Annotated in this window: 14 protein-coding genes; 7 read left to right on the top strand and 7 right to left on the bottom strand. The window is 62.2% G+C overall.

Annotated elements, in window-relative coordinates; translation table 11 throughout:
- Positions 1 to 4: 4 nt before the first annotated feature.
- The 7 genes from AC3FLX_RS26530 to AC3FLX_RS26500 all read right to left on the bottom strand — a co-directional run bounded on the left by AC3FLX_RS26530 (position 5) and on the right by AC3FLX_RS26500 (position 8143).
- Entirely contained in the window at positions 5 to 1387 is a 1383-nt protein-coding gene (locus AC3FLX_RS26530; protein ID WP_488700321.1) for a hypothetical protein, read from the bottom strand.
- Between the two features lie 36 nt (positions 1388 to 1423).
- Positions 1424 to 2080 (bottom strand): hypothetical protein, encoded by a 657-nt coding sequence (locus tag AC3FLX_RS26525; protein WP_488700320.1) that lies wholly within the window; start codon positions 2078 to 2080, stop codon positions 1424 to 1426.
- Positions 2077 to 2703: a Pvc16 family protein gene (locus AC3FLX_RS26520; RefSeq protein ID WP_488700319.1), complete on the bottom strand. Its 627-nt coding sequence runs from the start codon at positions 2701 to 2703 to the stop codon at positions 2077 to 2079. Before AC3FLX_RS26520 ends, AC3FLX_RS26525 begins: the two co-directional genes overlap by 4 nt.
- A gap of 12 nt (positions 2704 to 2715) precedes the next feature.
- Positions 2716 to 5001, bottom strand: coding sequence for an ATP-binding protein (locus AC3FLX_RS26515; protein WP_488700318.1), 2286 nt, complete (start codon positions 4999 to 5001; stop codon positions 2716 to 2718).
- Positions 5002 to 5098: 97 nt separating this feature from the next.
- Positions 5099 to 5353, bottom strand: a complete 255-nt coding sequence (locus tag AC3FLX_RS26510) for a hypothetical protein (protein ID WP_488700317.1) — start codon at positions 5351 to 5353, stop codon at positions 5099 to 5101.
- Positions 5354 to 5563: 210 nt separating this feature from the next.
- A complete protein-coding gene (locus tag AC3FLX_RS26505; RefSeq protein WP_488700407.1) occupies positions 5564 to 6601 on the bottom strand; it encodes a sigma 54-interacting transcriptional regulator in 1038 nt (345 codons plus the stop codon).
- A 1179-nt stretch (positions 6602 to 7780) separates the two neighbouring features.
- The gene (locus AC3FLX_RS26500; RefSeq protein ID WP_488700316.1) at positions 7781 to 8143 is read right to left on the bottom strand and encodes a VOC family protein; all 363 of its coding nucleotides are present in this window, start codon (positions 8141 to 8143) and stop codon (positions 7781 to 7783) included.
- 1233 nt (positions 8144 to 9376) lie between these two features.
- On the opposite strand from AC3FLX_RS26500, the gene hpnI reads away from it, so the two are divergent.
- The 7 genes from hpnI to AC3FLX_RS26465 all read left to right on the top strand — a co-directional run bounded on the left by hpnI (position 9377) and on the right by AC3FLX_RS26465 (position 17289).
- Positions 9377 to 10585, top strand: coding sequence for a bacteriohopanetetrol glucosamine biosynthesis glycosyltransferase HpnI (hpnI, locus tag AC3FLX_RS26495; RefSeq protein ID WP_488700315.1), 1209 nt, complete (start codon positions 9377 to 9379; stop codon positions 10583 to 10585).
- Positions 10582 to 12003 carry a hopanoid biosynthesis associated radical SAM protein HpnJ gene (gene hpnJ / locus AC3FLX_RS26490; protein WP_488700314.1) on the top strand — a complete coding sequence of 474 codons (1422 nt, stop codon included), beginning with the start codon at positions 10582 to 10584 and terminating at the stop codon, positions 12001 to 12003. The genes hpnI and hpnJ overlap by 4 nt, the downstream gene beginning before the upstream one ends.
- An 18-nt stretch (positions 12004 to 12021) precedes the next feature.
- Positions 12022 to 12828: a hopanoid biosynthesis-associated protein HpnK gene (gene hpnK / locus AC3FLX_RS26485; RefSeq protein ID WP_488700313.1), complete on the top strand. Its 807-nt coding sequence runs from the start codon at positions 12022 to 12024 to the stop codon at positions 12826 to 12828.
- The gene (locus AC3FLX_RS26480) at positions 12825 to 13811 is read left to right on the top strand and encodes a lysylphosphatidylglycerol synthase domain-containing protein (RefSeq protein WP_488700312.1); all 987 of its coding nucleotides are present in this window, start codon (positions 12825 to 12827) and stop codon (positions 13809 to 13811) included. Before hpnK ends, AC3FLX_RS26480 begins: the two co-directional genes overlap by 4 nt.
- A gap of 529 nt (positions 13812 to 14340) precedes the next feature.
- A complete protein-coding gene (locus AC3FLX_RS26475; protein ID WP_488700311.1) occupies positions 14341 to 15405 on the top strand; it encodes a porin in 1065 nt (354 codons plus the stop codon).
- 182 nt (positions 15406 to 15587) lie between these two features.
- On the top strand, positions 15588 to 15833 hold the full coding sequence (locus AC3FLX_RS26470) for a hypothetical protein (protein WP_488700310.1): 246 nt from the start codon (positions 15588 to 15590) through the stop codon (positions 15831 to 15833).
- Between the two features lie 235 nt (positions 15834 to 16068).
- Positions 16069 to 17289, top strand: a complete 1221-nt coding sequence (locus tag AC3FLX_RS26465; RefSeq protein WP_488694692.1) for an ISL3 family transposase — start codon at positions 16069 to 16071, stop codon at positions 17287 to 17289.
- Positions 17290 to 17292: the final 3 nt, after the last annotated feature.

The following is a 17292-nucleotide window of genomic DNA, read 5'->3' as shown; positions in this document are numbered from 1 at the left end:
TTAGTCACTCAGCCGCGGGGGGCGTAGTTTGTGTTGCGGTTCCGGGATCCCCGTTGGCGCTGGATTGCGCACAGGGCGAAGGTGCAGGGGCAGGGGCAGGGGCAGGGGCAGGGGTAGGGGTAGGGGCGGGAGCCGGTATTGGCGCAGGAACGGGCGCCGGTGTTGGGGCGGGCGCGGGTGTTTTGCCGCCGCAGCCGCAGTCCGGCTTGCTGCCGCCATTCTTGTCGCCCCCATCCGGACAGCAATGGAACGGTTCCACCAGTCTTGTCTTCGCATTGGCCTCGAGATTCTTCAGCCGGTCAGCGATGCGAGCCTGTACGCGGGCAATCTCCTCCGTGTTGGCCTGCTGGGCTGCCTTAGCCTTTACCAATGCATCCTTGGCCGGGAGGTAGCGCTTCTGCACCAGGCAGCAGACCAGGCCATCGTACTGGTCGGGCGGAATGAGATAGGGGAGCGGACCGAACAGTGTCACAAGGATGCTCGGCACGCCGGTGTCGGGGCCGCAGCAATCGTCTAGCTTGCCGGCATCGCACTTGCACAGGTTCACGTAGCAGCGAGCGATGCCAGTCTTTGCCGTGTCGGCCGGCGGGGCGATCATAAGGTGCATCGTTACCACCTGGATCAGCAGGTCCCATAGCAGCTTGCCGGCGTCCGTGGAACCCAGTCCCTTACCGATGCCGTCAAGCAGCTCACCGTTTTTCGCAAGGACAGCAGCTATCGAAGTGCCCGGCTTCTCCCAGGCGGTCAGCACGCCACGGACGCGCTCACAGGTCTCATTCTTCGCCGCCACGTCGCACTTGAGCCAGTACTGGAGGTCGTAAAGCGAGTTGACCGGAGGATTTGCCGGCACTTTGCCGACCAGGCTTTCCATGTTGATGCGCACCTCGTATATCAAGGTGCAGACGAAGCACTCGATCTGGGTGCGCCAGCATGGCAAAGTGCAGACGAGCTTGTCGATCAAGGAGACGATCCGCTGGTCCTCCGCCTTCCATTGGTCGAGCAACTGCTGGTACTTGGCAGGCGTGTAGTCGGCTCTGGCGGCCAGCACATTTTTCTGCCACAGGGCGAGTTCGGCCTGGAAAGCCTTGGCGGCTTCGGCCTTTGCAAGCGCGATCACGAGCTCCGCGTCCTGGTCCGCGATCAGTTGATCCAGGCACGTCGAGGCGCCGGAAGCTTCTTTGGGGCAGCAGGCGGGCGGATTGCAGCAGACCGTCGGCTTAGTGGCGACCGGTGGGTCGCAAGGCACCGGTGGAGCGGTGCATTTGTCGACACCGGGTGGCATTTTGGGTTGCGGAGCAGGATCGGTGTTGCTAACCTTGCCGCCATCGGACGAAGCCAGTGGGGCGGAGCCTGCTGCGTCGCCTTGCGCGTTCTCGGTCTGGTTCATAGTGTCAAGCCTCTGGTGTACTAAACATGGGACCGGTTAAGACGGGTCCCATTCGAACGGCGCAAGATCGGACTTGCGGCCCTGCGGCAGGAGGAACTCGGGGCTGGTAAAGCGCGGATCCGCGCCAAGCCCGATACGTAAGCGGCTGCGCAGTTGGCCATTGTCGAGACGCGGGCGGCTGCCAACGGGCAGGCGCAGCAGCGCGACGAAGTCGCCGTTCGCCGCAGTGAGCGAGTGGGGCGGCAGGCCCTCAAGCCACGACCCGGCGGGACCGCCGCTGGCATCGAGATATTCAAGCCAGACCTCCGCGCCAGCCACGCCGACGGGACCATTGGGGCCTGGCGCGGTGCGATACACGCTGGCGGATACCGCAGTCACGCCGCCACCGACCGAATAGCCGGGCTTGGGGCGCAGGATGATGCGGAGCAGCCGCGCGGGTGGCTGTGGGGCGGGGCGGCTTTCGGCTTCGTAGGGCAGGTCGAGCGGATCGACATAGACGCGCTGGGGCGTTGTGTTTTCTCCGAGCCAGACAAAATTGCCGCTGGCGTTGATGAACGGCTTGCCGACAATCCCGCTCGCGGTGACGCGCAGCCCCTCGCTAACCGGCGCCAGCGTGACCGGGTCGAGGAGCTCAACCGCGAACAGCATATCGCGGCGGAAAGCGGTTTCCTTGGAAGACGTCTTGAATGTCATGGCACATCTCCCGTGGCCTGCGTGGGCGCGGCGACGCCTGCGCCAAGCGTGTCCGTGAGCACTGGTGCGGCGCTCTGCGGCGGCTGCGGGGGATAGACCCACACAGGCGACACTAGGTAGGCAACCGATGTGCGGTAGTTGGCCGTGGGCCATAGCGCCCATATCCGGCTGATCTCGTCTGTGCTGAGAGGATCGAAGGTGACCCGCACCGTTTCCGGGACCAGCGAAACCATAGTGCCAGTTGGGGTGATGGTGGCGGCGGGCAAGTCAGGGTCGGCCTGCAGCATCTGGATGGCGAAGCCCAGCACGCGCAGCAGCGTTTCTTCGGAGAGGCCGGGCCGCGCCCCAACGGAAACAAGGTAGTAGACGTCCAGCGGCAGCGCGTCGCGGTACACGATGATCGGCGGTGATGCTGGCGACGACGCCGGCACGCGGTGAGCGGTGTTGCGAAGGCCGGGGTTCGGCACGATCCGGTACGGGAAGAGACTCAGCGAAGCCGCGCGCGCCTGAGCATCGTCGAACGGCCCGACAAAGACGCTCCCCTTGTCGGAGGCCGCCACCAGCGCAGCCCGGAGCCGCTCCTGGAAGGCAACCGTTACTCGTGCGATGGCGTCTGCGCTCATGGTCATTTCCCTTCAAGCCGCGTGCCGCGACGACAACGGCGGGGCTTCAAGCCGCGGCGCACCGAGACCATTCACGGGCATGCCCAGCTTGTCCAGTTCTGCGTGGGCCGCGGCCGTAAGGTGCCGTAGGTCGATCAGCTCGTCACGATCGGCGGCCAGAAACGCGGCGCGCAGCGTGATCTGCCGGATATGGCCGCCGGTGAGGTCGATGCGACGCGCAAGCTCTCCGAGTTCGGCCTGGCTGACCGCGTGCGCGCCGGCTGGCAGGCAAGCGGCCCAGATGGCCGCGCGCGCGTCCACGTCCGGCCATGGGAACTCCACAATGAATCTGAGCCGGCGCAGAAAGGCTGCGTCAATGTTCTGGCGCAGATTTGTGGTGAGGATGGCCAGGCCATCGAACGCTTCAATGCGCTGCAGAAGAAAGGCCACTTCAATATTGGCGTGCCGATCGTGCGCGTCCCGGACTTCGCTACGCTTGCCAAACAGTGCATCGGCCTCATCGATAAGGATGGCCGCACCTGAGCGTGTTGCATCGTCGAAGATCCGGTCGCAGTTCTTCTCGGTCTCTCCGATGTACTTGCTGACCACGCGCGACAGGTCGAGCCGTAGCAACTGTACGTTCAATGCGCGGGCGAGGGCGTGCGCGGCCATGGTTTTGCCTGAACCGCTTGGCCCATGAAGGAGGGCGATGGTGCCTCGGCCATACGGCAATTGGCGTCGGAACCCCCAATGGTCCAGTACCTTCGGCGCGAGGCGGACGCTGGCGACGATCTCCTGCAATTGGCGGGCCCGCTCTTGTGGCAGGACGACATCGTCGAGCGTGAAGACGGGATCGATGCGGTCAGCGAGCTTCGACACCCCGCGCGCGGTCACGTCGCGGCAAGCGGCTAGAAAGCGATTGTGGACATGCGGGCTATCGCCAGGTGCGCGCACCCGGGCGCGCTGGCCTGCGGCCGCCAGGTCGTCGATCTCCATCGGAAGACTCGCGGCAACCAGACGCGCCAGGCGTATCGTTTCCTCGCCAGGCGAGGCACCGGCTTTCGTCAGGGCGCTCAGCACCGTGTCGGTCCACGGCTGCCCATGACAAGAAATATGTTCGACCGTGAATGTGCCGTCGGCAAGCACGGAAACGAGCGCGCCGAGGTCCGTACCAACGATGCCAAAGCGGCAGCCGGTGCTCGCAAGCGTGGCCAGTGCCAGCGCCGTGTGCGCGTCGCCTGAGCTCGCCCCGGACGCGTTGAGTACTAGCGGACGGTCAGTGAGCAGGGCGGCACGGGCAAGCCGTCTTACGGCTTCCTCCACGTCGGCAGAATCAAGGCCGGACAGGCGCTGCAGTTCGACGCGCAGCGGCTTCAGCGTGCCCAACTCGGCACCGCGTTCGAGCAATGCCAGTGCGTGCGTGGAGGATTCCGTCAGCAGAACGATGCAATCGGGTCCGCGCGATGCGCGGAGGTCATGGATAAGCGATGACGCGCGAAGTGCCTCGGCATCGCCGATCAGCTCCGCACCGCGCCATGCATGGCTGCGCAGCAGGCGCTGCACGGACGGGTCGGTTTCGAGCGCATCGGCATTACCCAGCAGCCAGGCGGTCAGCGACATGTCGGCGCGCAGCGGCTCGTCCGCAGGTGGCAATGTCGCCGCGCATGCCAGCAGATGCCAGCGCACAAGTTTTCCCGTCGCGTGAAGTTGCGCGGCAACGGATGCCGGTTCGCCGAGTAGATCGCAGTAGAGTCCGAGCGTGCCGATCCGCCGGCTAGCATCGTCCATTAGTACGGCCATGCAGCGCTGGTAGCGCACATCAACATCCGGGGATACCGCCAGAACGAGTAGGCACAACTCCAGGTCGGACAGTGCCAGGCGGCGCGCTATTGCCGCGAGCGGTTCACGAGCCGGATCGGCCTCGTGGATCGATTGCAGGAAGGACGCTGTGTTGACACAGGACCCTGCGTCGGTTTGTGCCGGATGCGTGCCAGGCGCGTGCATCGCCCGGAGGACCGACATCGCGTTGATACCCAGTCCCACCAATTCGGCGCGGGCGGGCAAGTCGCTATCGGTCGGCGCCGGCGAAGGCGTGCAGCGTTGCCGCAGCGCGGCGTGCAACACGCGGTGCATCCATTCGCGCGCCGCGCGCCAGGCCAACGCTTCGGGTTCGCTGCAGCCCGGCGCTTCGCGTGCAACGGGTTGAGCAGGCGACACGGGCGGGGCGCCACCACCACCATCGCTCGCGACTTCGAACCGGACGCCGAATCTGAAGGACTTGTATTGCTCGTTAAGGAGCGAATTGGCAAGTTCGGTCATGGCGACACCTCAATGCTTCCAGGTACCGATGCATTGCGGAAGTGATTGGGGACGGCCGTGACCGGGCCCATCCTGCGCTGGCGCGGTGACAGGGCGATCATGACTTGAAGACCCGGCAGGAGAACAGCACGGAGCCATCGGCAAGTACGCGCCGATGCAATAGTCCCTGACTGACCAGTCTTTCCGTGACGATCTGGATCTCCTCAAGGGTGTCCTGGAAGCGCTGCTGCATCAGCCACCATGCAATGCCATCGAGCGTGTCGCCGGCATCGGGATGGCACTCGCAATAGCGTCTGATCTCGGCAGCGATATCCGGGCCGGATAAGGAGGAGGTTGAACGAGAAGAATCCACGGCAGTATCCCAGAGCAGCACTCAAGTCCGGGGACATGACGCAATTGCCGTGCCGGCGCTTCGGGCAGCAGCAACCGACAGAGAATCCGGGCCTTGATGCGGACGCCGTGCCGCAGGTGGGTCAGTCAGGCCCTATCTGGCAAGGTGCAGTGGGTCGTGTCGGACCCAGCGATGGGCGAGCGCGGACGGCAGCGACATCCAGGAGAGAAACTAGCGCTTGCGGAATTGCGCGCAGTCTATGCTGCGCAGCTTCAGCAGCTTGCCCAGCGCGCGACGTTCCTTGCCGGCCAGTTTGGCGGCGTGCGTGACATTGCCGTCCGTGTGGCGCAGCAGGTCGTGGAGGTAGGCGTTGTCGAAGGCTTCGAGCGCTCGCCGACGGGCGAGGGCATAGGGTGGGGGAGCGTTGTTGCATTCCCGGCTGTAGTGCACCGGCGCAGACCCGCAGTGTGGCGATGCAATACGCAAATCGCTATGTGTTCCCATCAGAAATTCGCGATGGATCAGATTCTCCAATTCGCGTACATTGCCCGGCCACGAGTAGGTATCCAGCCAGGCCCGTGTATTGGCATCAAGCCTGCGCGGCATATCGATGCGGTAACGGCGGGCAAATTGCCCTAGAAAATGATCCGCGAGAATCAGTGGATCGCCGGGCCTTTCGCGCAACGGGGGCATTTCCAGTGTCAGCACATGCAGGCGAAACATGAGGTCGGCGCGGAAGCTTCGTTCTTCCACCAGGCCCTGCAATCGGCGGTTGGACGCGACGATGATGCGGACATCCGCGGATTCTTCCTTGCGTGCACCGAGTGGTCGGTAGCAGCCGTCCTGAAGGAATCGCAACAACGCCACCTGTCCGCGCGCGGGCAGGGCGTCTATTTCATCCAGGAAAAGCGTTCCTTTGTCAGCGAGTTTCACCAGGCCGGCGCCGGGCATGCCGGCGTCGGTAAAAGCGCCGCGCGCATGGCCGAACAGCTCATTCTCGATCAGACTTTCGGGAATGGCACCGCAGTTGACGGGAACAAACTGATGGGCCCGACGGCGTCCGCAATAATGGATTCCGCGCGCTGCGAGTTCTTTTCCCGTGCCGGTCTCGCCTTCGATCAGCACCGGCGCATCCCATTCGGCGTACTGTCGAATTAAATGGACCGCCGCGCAAAAACGCGGCGCCTGTCCGACCATTCCTGGGTACAGGACGGGCTCGACCGGTTCGGCGTCAACGATGTCAGCCACGATGACGAGGTGTGAAGACACCAACGCCAATTGCCATCGCGTATGCACGGACGGTGGCATTGCCTAGTGATATCGAAAGCCAACGGATTGCCCCCTGAATCGCTGGCGCTTTGGTGCCTGGTATCATCGCAGGCGCTCCCGGTGTGTTGCCTTTCTTTTCTTTGTTCTAGCCGGAGACGCATCTTTTGCGCTTTAGGCAATTCATGTAGCGTAGAAGAAGGCCATCAAAAAGCAACCTCAAGCGCCTCGATCCGATCTGTAAAGCGTTTGTCACGCGACGATATCGCGTACCCGTGCCAGGTCCATTAGACGCTGTGCAGATCAGAATTCAGCATCGTTTTGCAACCCTGCATTTGGCGGTTCTCTGTCAACAAAGAAATGTCATGGAACAGTTATGCGCGTTGCCAGGGAATTTCGACTGCCAATTGTTTTTGGGGTCTCGAGCGAAATTGATGGCTGTATGGACACGCGGTGCAGCCGAGGCGAGCGAAAGGCATTCAGAGGCGCGAACGCTCTATCATCTACGGAACGATAAATCAGCAACGTGCTTTCACGGTGCATCCCCATTTTCTGTAAGACGAGGTGCGCCACTTGCTCACGTACCCTGTACGTCGTTACCCACGAAGTTTGCGACAAGGCTACGCGCCCCGATCCGTGGGTTGTCGGTTTCCGATTAGGTTTGAGGTGGGACAGTGGCGCAGGTCGCAGCCCGGGTTTCAGGAATGACACCTGGCAGCCTTGGCGCAATGTAACCGGCTCGCGCTACGTGGACTGCCGATTCGCGTTTGAACGGGCGCACTCGACACGCGTGGCCGGCCGGACTACCAGGGATCGAATGAGGATTGAGTGTTGGTTGGGCTAGCGCATAACGTATTTAACATAATAATCATTATGCGTTGGCTGGATATTGGCGCTAAATACTAATGTCGTACCTCTCGGCAAAGCTGGAGCGCGACATGACTCGACCGGACACCATCACCATGAGCCTGCGGGAACTGGATCGCCGCAAGGTCATCGAGGCCGTCGTGCGGGACGGCCTGATGGTCTGGCGCGCTGTAGCGACGAGCCCGCAGAAGGCCCTCCCGGCGGCTGAACGGCGCCTTGCGCCCCTGAGCGGACAATGGGAGCCTCAATGCGCCCCGGCCCCAAGGGTATCCCGGTTCGGCGCATATCATCGCCTACTAGTTCTAGTCTGCCGTATTAACTCGATTCGTCCGCTGACCATACGGCCAGTTCATAGCCATCGTGATCAATGAAGTGAAAGCGCTTCCCGCCGGGGAACGAGAAAGTTTGGCGGCTGATGGTGGCCCCCGCCACCTCGATCCTTCGTTGGGTTTCAACCAGATCTTCAGCGTAAAGGATGACTAGCGGGCCGCCCGGCCGGACGGGCTCGCCGGTTGTGAACCCTCCCGTGATCCGGCCGTCGTGGAACTCGGTGTAGGTCGGGCCGTAATCGGTGAACGTCCAGCCGAAAACGGTGCCATAGAAGGCCTTGCTTCGTGCAATGCTGCTGACGTTAAATTCGATGTTATCGATCTGGCGGTCTTTGCCTCGGATGCTCATGATTACTTGTTTATTCTGGTCGTTTGCCGAGAGGCAATTTTACCGGTGGCCATCCCCAATAATATGGGAAGTTTCCTAGAGACCGTTTCTGCTGCCTGGGCGAACTGGTGCAGATCAACGGCAGCGACCATGCCTGGTTCGAAGACCGGGCGCCGGTCTTCCCTACAGCACCTACGACCAGATATCTGACGTCGGCCAAGCGAGATCTTGGACAACAAGCGGCTGGGGCATACGCTGGCGATCGCGGCGCGCATTCAGGCCGAGCGGGACAACCGGCACTGGAGCGCGCCATCGCGCACGCTCTCGGGTGAGCCGCCGCGCGCGCACCACGTGCCCTTGAACGTCAAGCGCCAGCGGCTGATCAACTGCCTGGATTTGGAGCGCGCCATCGGGGACACGGCATGCCCCACCCTGCTCCCGGCTCAGGCGCCACCGGCCAGCCCCACCGCCTTACCGACACCCCAAAGAGAGCACCGAGCCCCGCACAAAAAGCACGTTCGGACTGACATTTGAATTTAGCGCAAGCCCCGACGTTTCAGAACGCCCTAGACAGTGCGTAATTGTTGAGGGCCCACTGACCTGTCCCATTGCTTTCTTTGAAGAGGACGCCTGCCGTCTGAGAGAACCCCTGCCCGTCTCGCTGGCGAGCAGTGCATCCACATTCTGAAATGTTCAGGAAATTCTTCAATACGTGCATTATGGCGCGATAATTTAATATTTATAGAAGTTTAATATATTTAATGGTAAAAATTTAAACAATAACAATTATCAATATGTCTCCATGAAATCTTGATTTCGCCATTTGTCGAAAGAAAACCAATGAGAGTCGTGTGAAGACAATGATGTCCAGGCCAGGTAATCCGGCAGTTGCCGCGCCTAACTTGCCACGCTGAGAAGATCCACGGTTCGTTTGGGCAGCCCGGGAATCATGGCGATTGCCGCCGAAGCCTTGCCGCGCGCGGACCAAGGCAACGTTTCGATTCCCCTATCGTTCAAGACGGCGGACGGTAGGGTCCGATTGAGAATGACGTTTCATCCTGCCGCCGGCATGTCTGCCGCTGTACGTTGCATCACGTAATTTGTCGAGGGTTAATGTCCGCTTAACAGTTGAGTGACACAGTAGTGGCTGTAATGCGAGGGCGACGGCGGGTGTCTCAGTGACAACCAAGTGCGGCGATACAAATACCTCGCGGAAGCAACCGGTCAAGGGCAATCTCATATGCGAGGGGCAAGATGAGCGCCGTCTGGACAGCAACTGTGGGGCAACTGTTGGTCGAAGCCTCCACGGTGTACGCCATTGTCGCCGCCAGCGTCAGCCGGCACCCGTCTAAACCGCCCGACCCGTCCCGGCACTACGCGCCGATCTCGGTGCTCAAGCCGCTCTGCGGTGCCGAACCGCACCTGTACGAGAACCTGGCCACACTCTGCCGCCAGCGGCATGACTGCTTCCAATTGGTGTTTGGTGTATATGCCGCCGATGACCCGGCCATTGGCGTGGTGCACCGGCTGCAAGCTGAGTTTCCAGATTGCGATATCGCATTGGTCATCGATGATCGCGTCCACGGCCGCAATCCCAAGGTCAGCAACCTGATCAACCTCTACCGGGCGGCCCGGCACGAACACCTGGTCATCGCGGACAGCGATATCGCGGTGCCGCCCGACTACCTGCAAAGGCTGGCCGGCCCGCTGAGCGACCCCCATGTGGGCGTGGTCACCTGCCTGTACCGGGGCCGGGCCGTCGATAGCGTCTGGTCTCGGCTCGGCGCCGCGTTCATCGACGACTGGTTTGCGCCGTCGGTGCGCGTGGCCCATGCCGGCGGGTCGCGGCGCTTCGGCTTTGGCGCGACCATCGCTCTGCGGCGCGACACCCTTAACGCCATCGGCGGCTTCCACGCGCTGGCCAACCGGCTGGCCGACGATTTCTGGCTCTCTGAACTGACGCGCCAGGCTGGCTGGCAGACCATGCTCTCCGAGGTGGTGGTCGATACCGACGTGACTGAAACCAGCCTGCCGGCGCTGTGGCGACACGAACTGCGCTGGCTACGCACGATCCGGTCGCTCAGCGCGCCCGGCTTCTATTTCATGTTCATCACCTTCACGTGGCCGATGCTGCTGCTGGGCAGCCTGCTGGCCCCAATGCCGGTGGTGTTCGTCATCGTGCTGGTCGGCGTGCTGGCACGCTGTGCACTGGCGGGCCGCCCCGGCAGGGCCTTGATGGCCCCGCTGCGCGACACGCTACTGCTGGTCGAGTGGGCCGCTGCGCTGGGCAATGGCCACGTGCACTGGCGCGGCCATGTGATGGCTACGGAGGATGCGCCGGCGGAACGTCCTGCCGCCTATCCCGAGTCCCGTCCCGATATCGTGCCGGCAACGGCACGCCCCGCCATGTCTCATGAGCTGGCGACTTCCTCTCATCCCCATCCACAGGAAAAGACCCGATGAAAACGCTGTTTCTGCAGGCGCCCTCCTTTGACGGATTCGATGGTGGCGCCGGGTCGCGCTATCAGGCAAAGCGTGAGATCAAGTCGTTCTGGTATCCCACTTGGCTGGCGCAACCCGCCGCGCTGGTGCCGAGCAGCCGCGTGCTCGATGCGCCCGCCGACGGGCTGGGCGTCGAGCAGACGCTCAATATCGCCGTGGATTACGACCTCGTGATCATCCACACCAGCACCCCGTCGTTTCCGACCGACGCCAGGTTTGCCGAGCAGCTCAAGGCGCGCCGTCCCGGCCTGATGATCGGCATGGTGGGCGCGAAGGCGGCGGTGGACCCCGGCGGCACGCTCTCGGCTACCACGGCCATCGATTTCGTGTGCCGCGAGGAGTTCGACTACACCTGCCAGGACGTTGCGGCGGGCAAGCCCCTGCGCGAAATCGCCGGCCTTAGCTTCCGGCTGCCGGATGGGGCGATCGAACACAATCCGCCGCGCCCCATGATCGAAAACATGGATGAACTGCCATTCGTCGCGCCGATCTACAAGCGCGACCTGAAGATCCGCAACTACTTCATCGGTTACCTGCTGCATCCGTATGTGTCGATCTACACCGGGCGTGGCTGCCGTTCGCGCTGCACATTCTGCCTGTGGCCGCAGACCGTGGGCGGGCATCGCTACCGCACGCGATCGGCCCGGAGTGTGATCGACGAGGTCAGGTGGATCAAGGAGAACATGCCCGAAGTGCGCGAGATCATGTTCGACGATGACACGTTCACCGATTTCAAGCCGCGCGTGGAAGAGATTGCGCGCGGCCTGGGCGAGATCGGCCTGCCCTGGTCCTGCAATGCCAAGGCCAATGTGCCGTATGGCACGCTCAAGATCATGAAGGACAACGGCCTGCGCCTGCTGCTGGTGGGCTATGAGTCCGGCGACGATCAGATTCTTCTGAATGTCAAGAAAGGACTAAGCACTGACATCGCACGGCGCTTCACCGAGGACTGCCGCAAGCTTGGCATCCAGATCCACGGGACATTCATCCTGGGGTTGCCCGGCGAAACGCGCGAGACCATCGAGAAGACCATCGCCTACGCCAAGGACATCAATCCCCATACGATCCAGGTGTCGCTGGCGGCGCCGTACCCCGGCACCACGCTCTACCGGCAGGCGGTGGCCAATGGCTGGCTGGAGGAAAACAAGGTGATCCATCTCGTGAACGATCAGGGCGTGCAGCTGGCCGCCATCAGCTATCCGCACCTGAGCCGAGACGAGATCTATCACGGCGTGGAAACGTTCTACCGGCGCTTCTACTTCCGCCCGTCCAAGATCTGGGAAATCGTCAGGGAGATGATGGGTAGCTGGAGCATGACACGGCGGCGGCTGCGCGAAGGCGTGGAGTTCTTCCGCTTCCTGCGTTCTCACGAGGCCTGAGACGTGGCCGGACGCACGATGCTGATTGTCACCGCCGACGACTTCGGCCTGCACGACGATGTCAATGCGGCCGTGGAGCGCGCGCACTGCGATGGCATCCTCAACGCCGCCAGCCTGATGGTGAGCGCGCCAGCCGCCTCCGATGCCGTGGCGCGCGCGCGCCGGCTGCCCGGACTCCGCGTTGGCTTGCATCTGGTGCTGGCCGACGGCTGGTCGACGCTGCCGTGGGAGTCCATTCCCGATCTTGTCGATATCGACGGCCGCTTCGGCAAAGCGATGGTGCGCGACGGTCTGCGCTTTGCCCTGTTTCCCGCATTGCGCGCGCAGCTCGCGCTGGAGATCAGGGCCCAGTTCGAAGCATTCGGACGAACAGGATTGGCCCTGGACCACGTGAACGCACACAAGCACTTTCATCTGCACCCGACCATTCTGGGACTGATCCTCCGCATCGGCAGCGACTACGGCCTGCGCGCCATGCGCCTGCCTCGCGAGCTCGGGGGCGCCGTCTTCCTGCGTCCGTGGCTGGCCTTGCTGCGACGGCGCCTGGAGCGTGCCGGCATCGTGCACAACGACTTTGTGCTGGGATTGTCGGGCAGCGGCGCGATGGACGAAGCCGCAATGCTGGCGGCACTGGATCGCCTGCCGCCGGGTGTGGTGGAAATGTACGTGCATCCCGCCGTCACCTCGGGGGCCCGCATCGGTGCGTCGATGCCGGGCTATCGGCATGCCGACGAACTGGCCGCCTTGCTATCTCCGCGCGTGCGTGCGGCGGCGGAACGGGTGGCGCCCCGCCGAGGTGGCTTTGCCGATCTGCTCACCGCATGACGTGGAAGCGCTTCGCCTTGCCCGGCGCGTTGGCGGGCTTGCTGATCCTCACCGTGGTGGTGGCACGGCAAGCGCTTGGCCAGGTCTTCGACATCCTGGCTCATGCCGGCTGGCCGTTGATATGGCTGGCGCCGATTCACGCCGTGGCGCTCTGGCTGGACGCGCGCGGCTGGCGAACACTGCTGGCGCCGGCCGACCCTGGTGCGCGCGCGGGAACTAACTTCCTGCTCTGGGTGGCCACCGTGCGCGAGGCCGTTTCCCGAATGCTGCCAACTGCCGGCATCGGAGGCGAGCTTGTTGGCATCCGGTTGGCATGGCGCCGGGTGCCCGACGCCAGCGCCGTCACCGCAAGCGTGGTGATCGAGGTCATGGTGACGATGTTCGCGCACTACCTGTTCGCGCTCGCCGGCGTACTGCTGCTGATCTCGACGACGCCTGCCACCGGCAACATCGTACTGGTGGCGGTGGGCCTGCTGCTGTCGTTGCCGGTACCGGCCCTGTTAGCCTATGCGCTGCGTCATGGGGCATGGTTCGCGTGGCTCGAAGCCGCGGCACGCCGCATACTTGGCGAGCAGCATCGTCTGGTGTCAAGGATGGAAGGCAAGCGCCTTGACGGGAAGATCCGCTCACTATGTGGACGTGGACGCGTGTTGGGAAACACGCTGGCGTGGCAGATGGCTGGCCTGGTAATGGGGGTGCTGGAAGTGTGGTGGGGACTGTCGCTGCTTGGGCATGCAGTCAGTTTCGGCGACGCACTGGCGATCGAAGCGTTGACGCTGGCGGCGCGCCAGATCGCGTTCTTCATCCCGGCGGGGCTGGGCGTGCAGGAAGCCGTGCTGGTGGCGCTGGGAACCAGCCTGGGGATCGATCCTCCCACATCGCTGGCACTTGCCCTGGTGAAGCGCACACGAGAGTTGGCGTTCGGAATCCCAGCGCTGTTGTCGTGGCAATGGGTGGAATGGCGCAGCATGCGGAAAGGTTGAAGCCAACCCGAGCGGGACTGGTCTATCGCGACGCCACCAATGGCATGGGGCCACGGGCTACTACCACTCCCCACCATCCGCCCAGCTCAGCACTGAAATCGATGCCACGCGCCCTGTGATTCGGCGCGTCCGAAGACGCAGCGCCTGCTCGCGAACGCCGTGATCACTACGGCCCCCATTTTGCGGCGCATGGCGTATCCATCCTCACTCTCCCACTGGTTCGGAGCGAGCAGCATATGCCGGCGGAATTCAATGCCGTCGCAGGAGCGACGACAATTTTTAGTGAACTTCCGATTACAAAGCCACGATATTTTAATCAGCGATTATAAATCGACATCTATTTAAATAGCTGATTCTTTAAATTGCTGACTCATTAAATCAGCATCAATGCCTTCTATCACGGAACTTGCCTTCTGTCGTCCCATAACCACGACATGGCGCCGTGTAATTTAAATGTAATTCAAACGTCATCTGCGGATTTTTATACTCGCCTCACGAAAAACCAATCGGTCCATAATGAGGATAATCCATGAAAATTAGTCGAATTGCTATTGCAACGTTTGGTCTGTTCGCTACGACAGCTTTCGCACAGTCCAGCGTGACGCTGTACGGTGTCGCTGACGCAGGTATTGAATATCTGAGCAACGTTCCGTCGGCTTCGTCGGGTGGTTCGAGCCAAGTTCGCATGAGTTCCGGGAATATGTCCACGTCACGTTGGGGCATGCGTGGCGTTGAAGATCTCGGCGGCGGCCTGAAGGCCATCTTCGAGCTGGAGAGCGGCATCGCCTTCGACACGGGCGCACAAAACAACAGCGCGCGCCTGTTCGATCGTGGTGCGTTTGTGGGCCTGAGCAGCAAATATGGCCAACTTACGCTGGGTCGCCAGACCACGCCGTTGTACGACACCACGATTCTGTTCGACCCGATGGGCTTCGCGCCGCGCTACTCGCTCTTCATGATGGACGACACGCTCGCGGGCCGTGCGGATAATGCCATCAAGTATCGCGGCACGTTCAGTGGCCTGACGGTTAGCGGCCTTTACAGCTTCGGCCGCACCGGCGGTGGCGAAGTGCCGGGCAACTACAAGGTCGACCGCAACATGAGCCTGTCGCTCACATACGCAACCGGCCCATTGGCAGTTGGCGCGGTGTATGACGAGTTCCAGGGCACCTCCGTCGCTAGCGCGGATCGCAAGGACCGTCGCGCAGTCGTTGGTGCATCGTATGCATTTGGCCCGGCGACGGCTTTCATTGGCTATCGCTGGTACAACGGCAACGTTGGCACGCTGCCCACGGATCGCTCTAACCTGTACTGGGGTGGTCTGCGTTACGCCGTGTCGCCGGCGCTGACGCTGACTGGTGCTGTCTATTACACCGACAGCCGCAATTCGGACGCGGATCCCTTCATGTTCGTTGCCTCGGCTGACTACGCGTTCTCGAAGCGCACCGACGTCTATATGAACATCGGCTACGCACTGAATCGTGGAAATTCCCAACTGGGCATGAACGGCTTCAACTCGCTGGCTTCGCCCAACAACGTTGTACCGGGCAAGGATCAGACCGGCGTTGTCGTAGGCGTGCGCCACAAGTTCTGATTGACCTCAAAAAGATCGACACTTTCTTGTTAATTCAAGAGAGTTTTTGCCTCCCAACCGGGAGGCATTTTTTTATGACAGGATCGTAATTGGTGAGTAATTAATTCGAGCAGGTCAGGTCGATAGACTGTGAAAACGGTGAGCGAATAGCGGCTCACAAACTTTGACTCAGGAGAAATTCCATGAAGACGATCCAAACTGCTCTGATTACTGCTGCCCTCACGATTGCCGCTGCCGGCTCCGCCATTGCTGCAACGCCCGACGGTCAAATCCACCGCCCGCGCGACCCGTACACCGACGGCGGGCGTGCCGCAGTCAACGACATTTACTCCGGCGGTGCACGCATCGACAAGCGCGACGTGTTTTCACAGACGGCTCGCGTAACGCAACCGCGTGATGTGTTCACCGATGGCGCACGCGGGATCTAACGCGCGGTCACACACATTCCGACACCGAGAGATTCCGAAGCTTGCCTCCCTGGAGGCAAGCTTTTTTCGTCCAACGGGTCGGTGAGCGCACAACGCCCTCGCGTCGGTGCATGAATTGCCAGGTTGCGGGACTTTCGCCTACGCAACATAAAAAAAGGTTCTTCGGAGAATTCCGGGGACTGAATTGCCACATTCCGTATCCTAATGGCCGTTAAGACGGCTGTTGAGGAACGGGATGCTGGATCGGAAGACGCTGCAGGCCTTGGGCTGCTGGGATGGCTACAGGCTGGATCGGGTGGTATGGCCTGAAGGGGAGAGCCGTACGCTGGCGCTGTACTTGAAGCCAGTCAGCAAGGTCATGTACTGCGAGGAATGCGGATCGAAGTGCCGGCAGGTCCATGAAACGGTGGTGCGGCGCGTGCGCGATCTTCCGCTGTTCGAGTACCGGGTGGTGCTGCATGTCCCCCGCAGGCGCGTCTGGTGCGATCAATGCGGGGGGCCGCGACTCGAGCGGCTCGAATGGCTTGGGCGCTACCAGCGTGTCACAGCCAGGCTGGCGCAGGCCTGCGGGCAGTTGCTGCGTCACTGCACGGTGCAGGCCGTGGCGGCTTTCTATGACCTGGGCTGGCATACCGTCAAGACGATCGACAAGGCGCGCCTGCGCGAGGCAGTCGTCGAGCCGGACTGGTCCAGCATCCGCTACCTGGCCATGGACGAATTCGCGCTGCACAAGGGCCATCGCTATGCGACGGTGGTGGTCGATCCGATTGGGCGGCAAGTGCTCTGGATCGGTCAGGGCCGCTCGCGCGAGACGGCGCGCGCCTTCTTTGCGCAACTCCCGGCAGGCGCGGCAGAGCGCATCGAGGCCGTTGCCATCGACATGACGACCGCCTATGAACTGGAGATCCGCGAGCATTGCCCGCAGGCTGAGGTGGTCTTCGACCTCTTCCACGTCGTGGCCAAGTACGGGCGCGAGGTGATCGACCGGGTCCGTGTAGATCAGGCCAACCGCCTGCGGCACGACCGTCCGGCCAGACGGGTACTCAAGTCCACGCGCTGGCTACTGCTGCGCAACAAGGAGAACCTGAGCGACCCTCAAGCCGTGCATCTGAACGAGGTGCTGCAGGCCAATCAGCCGTTGCTGACGGTCTACATCCTGAGAGACGAGCTCAAGCGGCTGTGGTTCTACCGCCGCCCGGGATGGGCGCAAAAGGCGTGGGAGCATTGGTGTGAACAGGCAAGCCAGAGCCGGATTCCGGCTCTCGAACTGTTCGCCCAGCGCCTGAAAGCCTATTGGCACGGCATCATCGCCCGATGCCGGCACCCGCTGAACACGAGCGTCGTAGAGGGCATCAACAACACCATCAAGGTCATCAAGCGTAGGGCCTACGGCTACCGCGACGAGGAATACTTCTTCCTGAAGATCAAGGCTGCCTTCCCCGGAATTCCTCGTTGAACC

Source organism: Cupriavidus sp. 291-E7, from assembly GCF_057798835.1.
This window is presented reverse-complemented; position numbering and strand designations above follow the sequence as displayed.

Coding starts and splice junctions, on each gene's coding strand:
- hpnJ (WP_488700314.1), top strand. CDS start 10,582: ATGAAAACGCTGTTTCTGCAGGCGCCCTCCTTTGACGGATTCGATGGT.
- AC3FLX_RS26465 (WP_488694692.1), top strand. CDS start 16,069: ATGCTGGATCGGAAGACGCTGCAGGCCTTGGGCTGCTGGGATGGCTAC.
- AC3FLX_RS26500 (WP_488700316.1), bottom strand. CDS start 8,143: ATGAGCATCCGAGGCAAAGACCGCCAGATCGATAACATCGAATTTAAC.
- hpnI (WP_488700315.1), top strand. CDS start 9,377: ATGAGCGCCGTCTGGACAGCAACTGTGGGGCAACTGTTGGTCGAAGCC.
- AC3FLX_RS26515 (WP_488700318.1), bottom strand. CDS start 5,001: ATGACCGAACTTGCCAATTCGCTCCTTAACGAGCAATACAAGTCCTTC.
- AC3FLX_RS26530 (WP_488700321.1), bottom strand. CDS start 1,387: ATGAACCAGACCGAGAACGCGCAAGGCGACGCAGCAGGCTCCGCCCCA.
- hpnK (WP_488700313.1), top strand. CDS start 12,022: ATGCTGATTGTCACCGCCGACGACTTCGGCCTGCACGACGATGTCAAT.
- AC3FLX_RS26480 (WP_488700312.1), top strand. CDS start 12,825: ATGACGTGGAAGCGCTTCGCCTTGCCCGGCGCGTTGGCGGGCTTGCTG.
- AC3FLX_RS26470 (WP_488700310.1), top strand. CDS start 15,588: ATGAAGACGATCCAAACTGCTCTGATTACTGCTGCCCTCACGATTGCC.
- AC3FLX_RS26475 (WP_488700311.1), top strand. CDS start 14,341: ATGAAAATTAGTCGAATTGCTATTGCAACGTTTGGTCTGTTCGCTACG.
- AC3FLX_RS26520 (WP_488700319.1), bottom strand. CDS start 2,703: ATGAGCGCAGACGCCATCGCACGAGTAACGGTTGCCTTCCAGGAGCGG.
- AC3FLX_RS26525 (WP_488700320.1), bottom strand. CDS start 2,080: ATGACATTCAAGACGTCTTCCAAGGAAACCGCTTTCCGCCGCGATATG.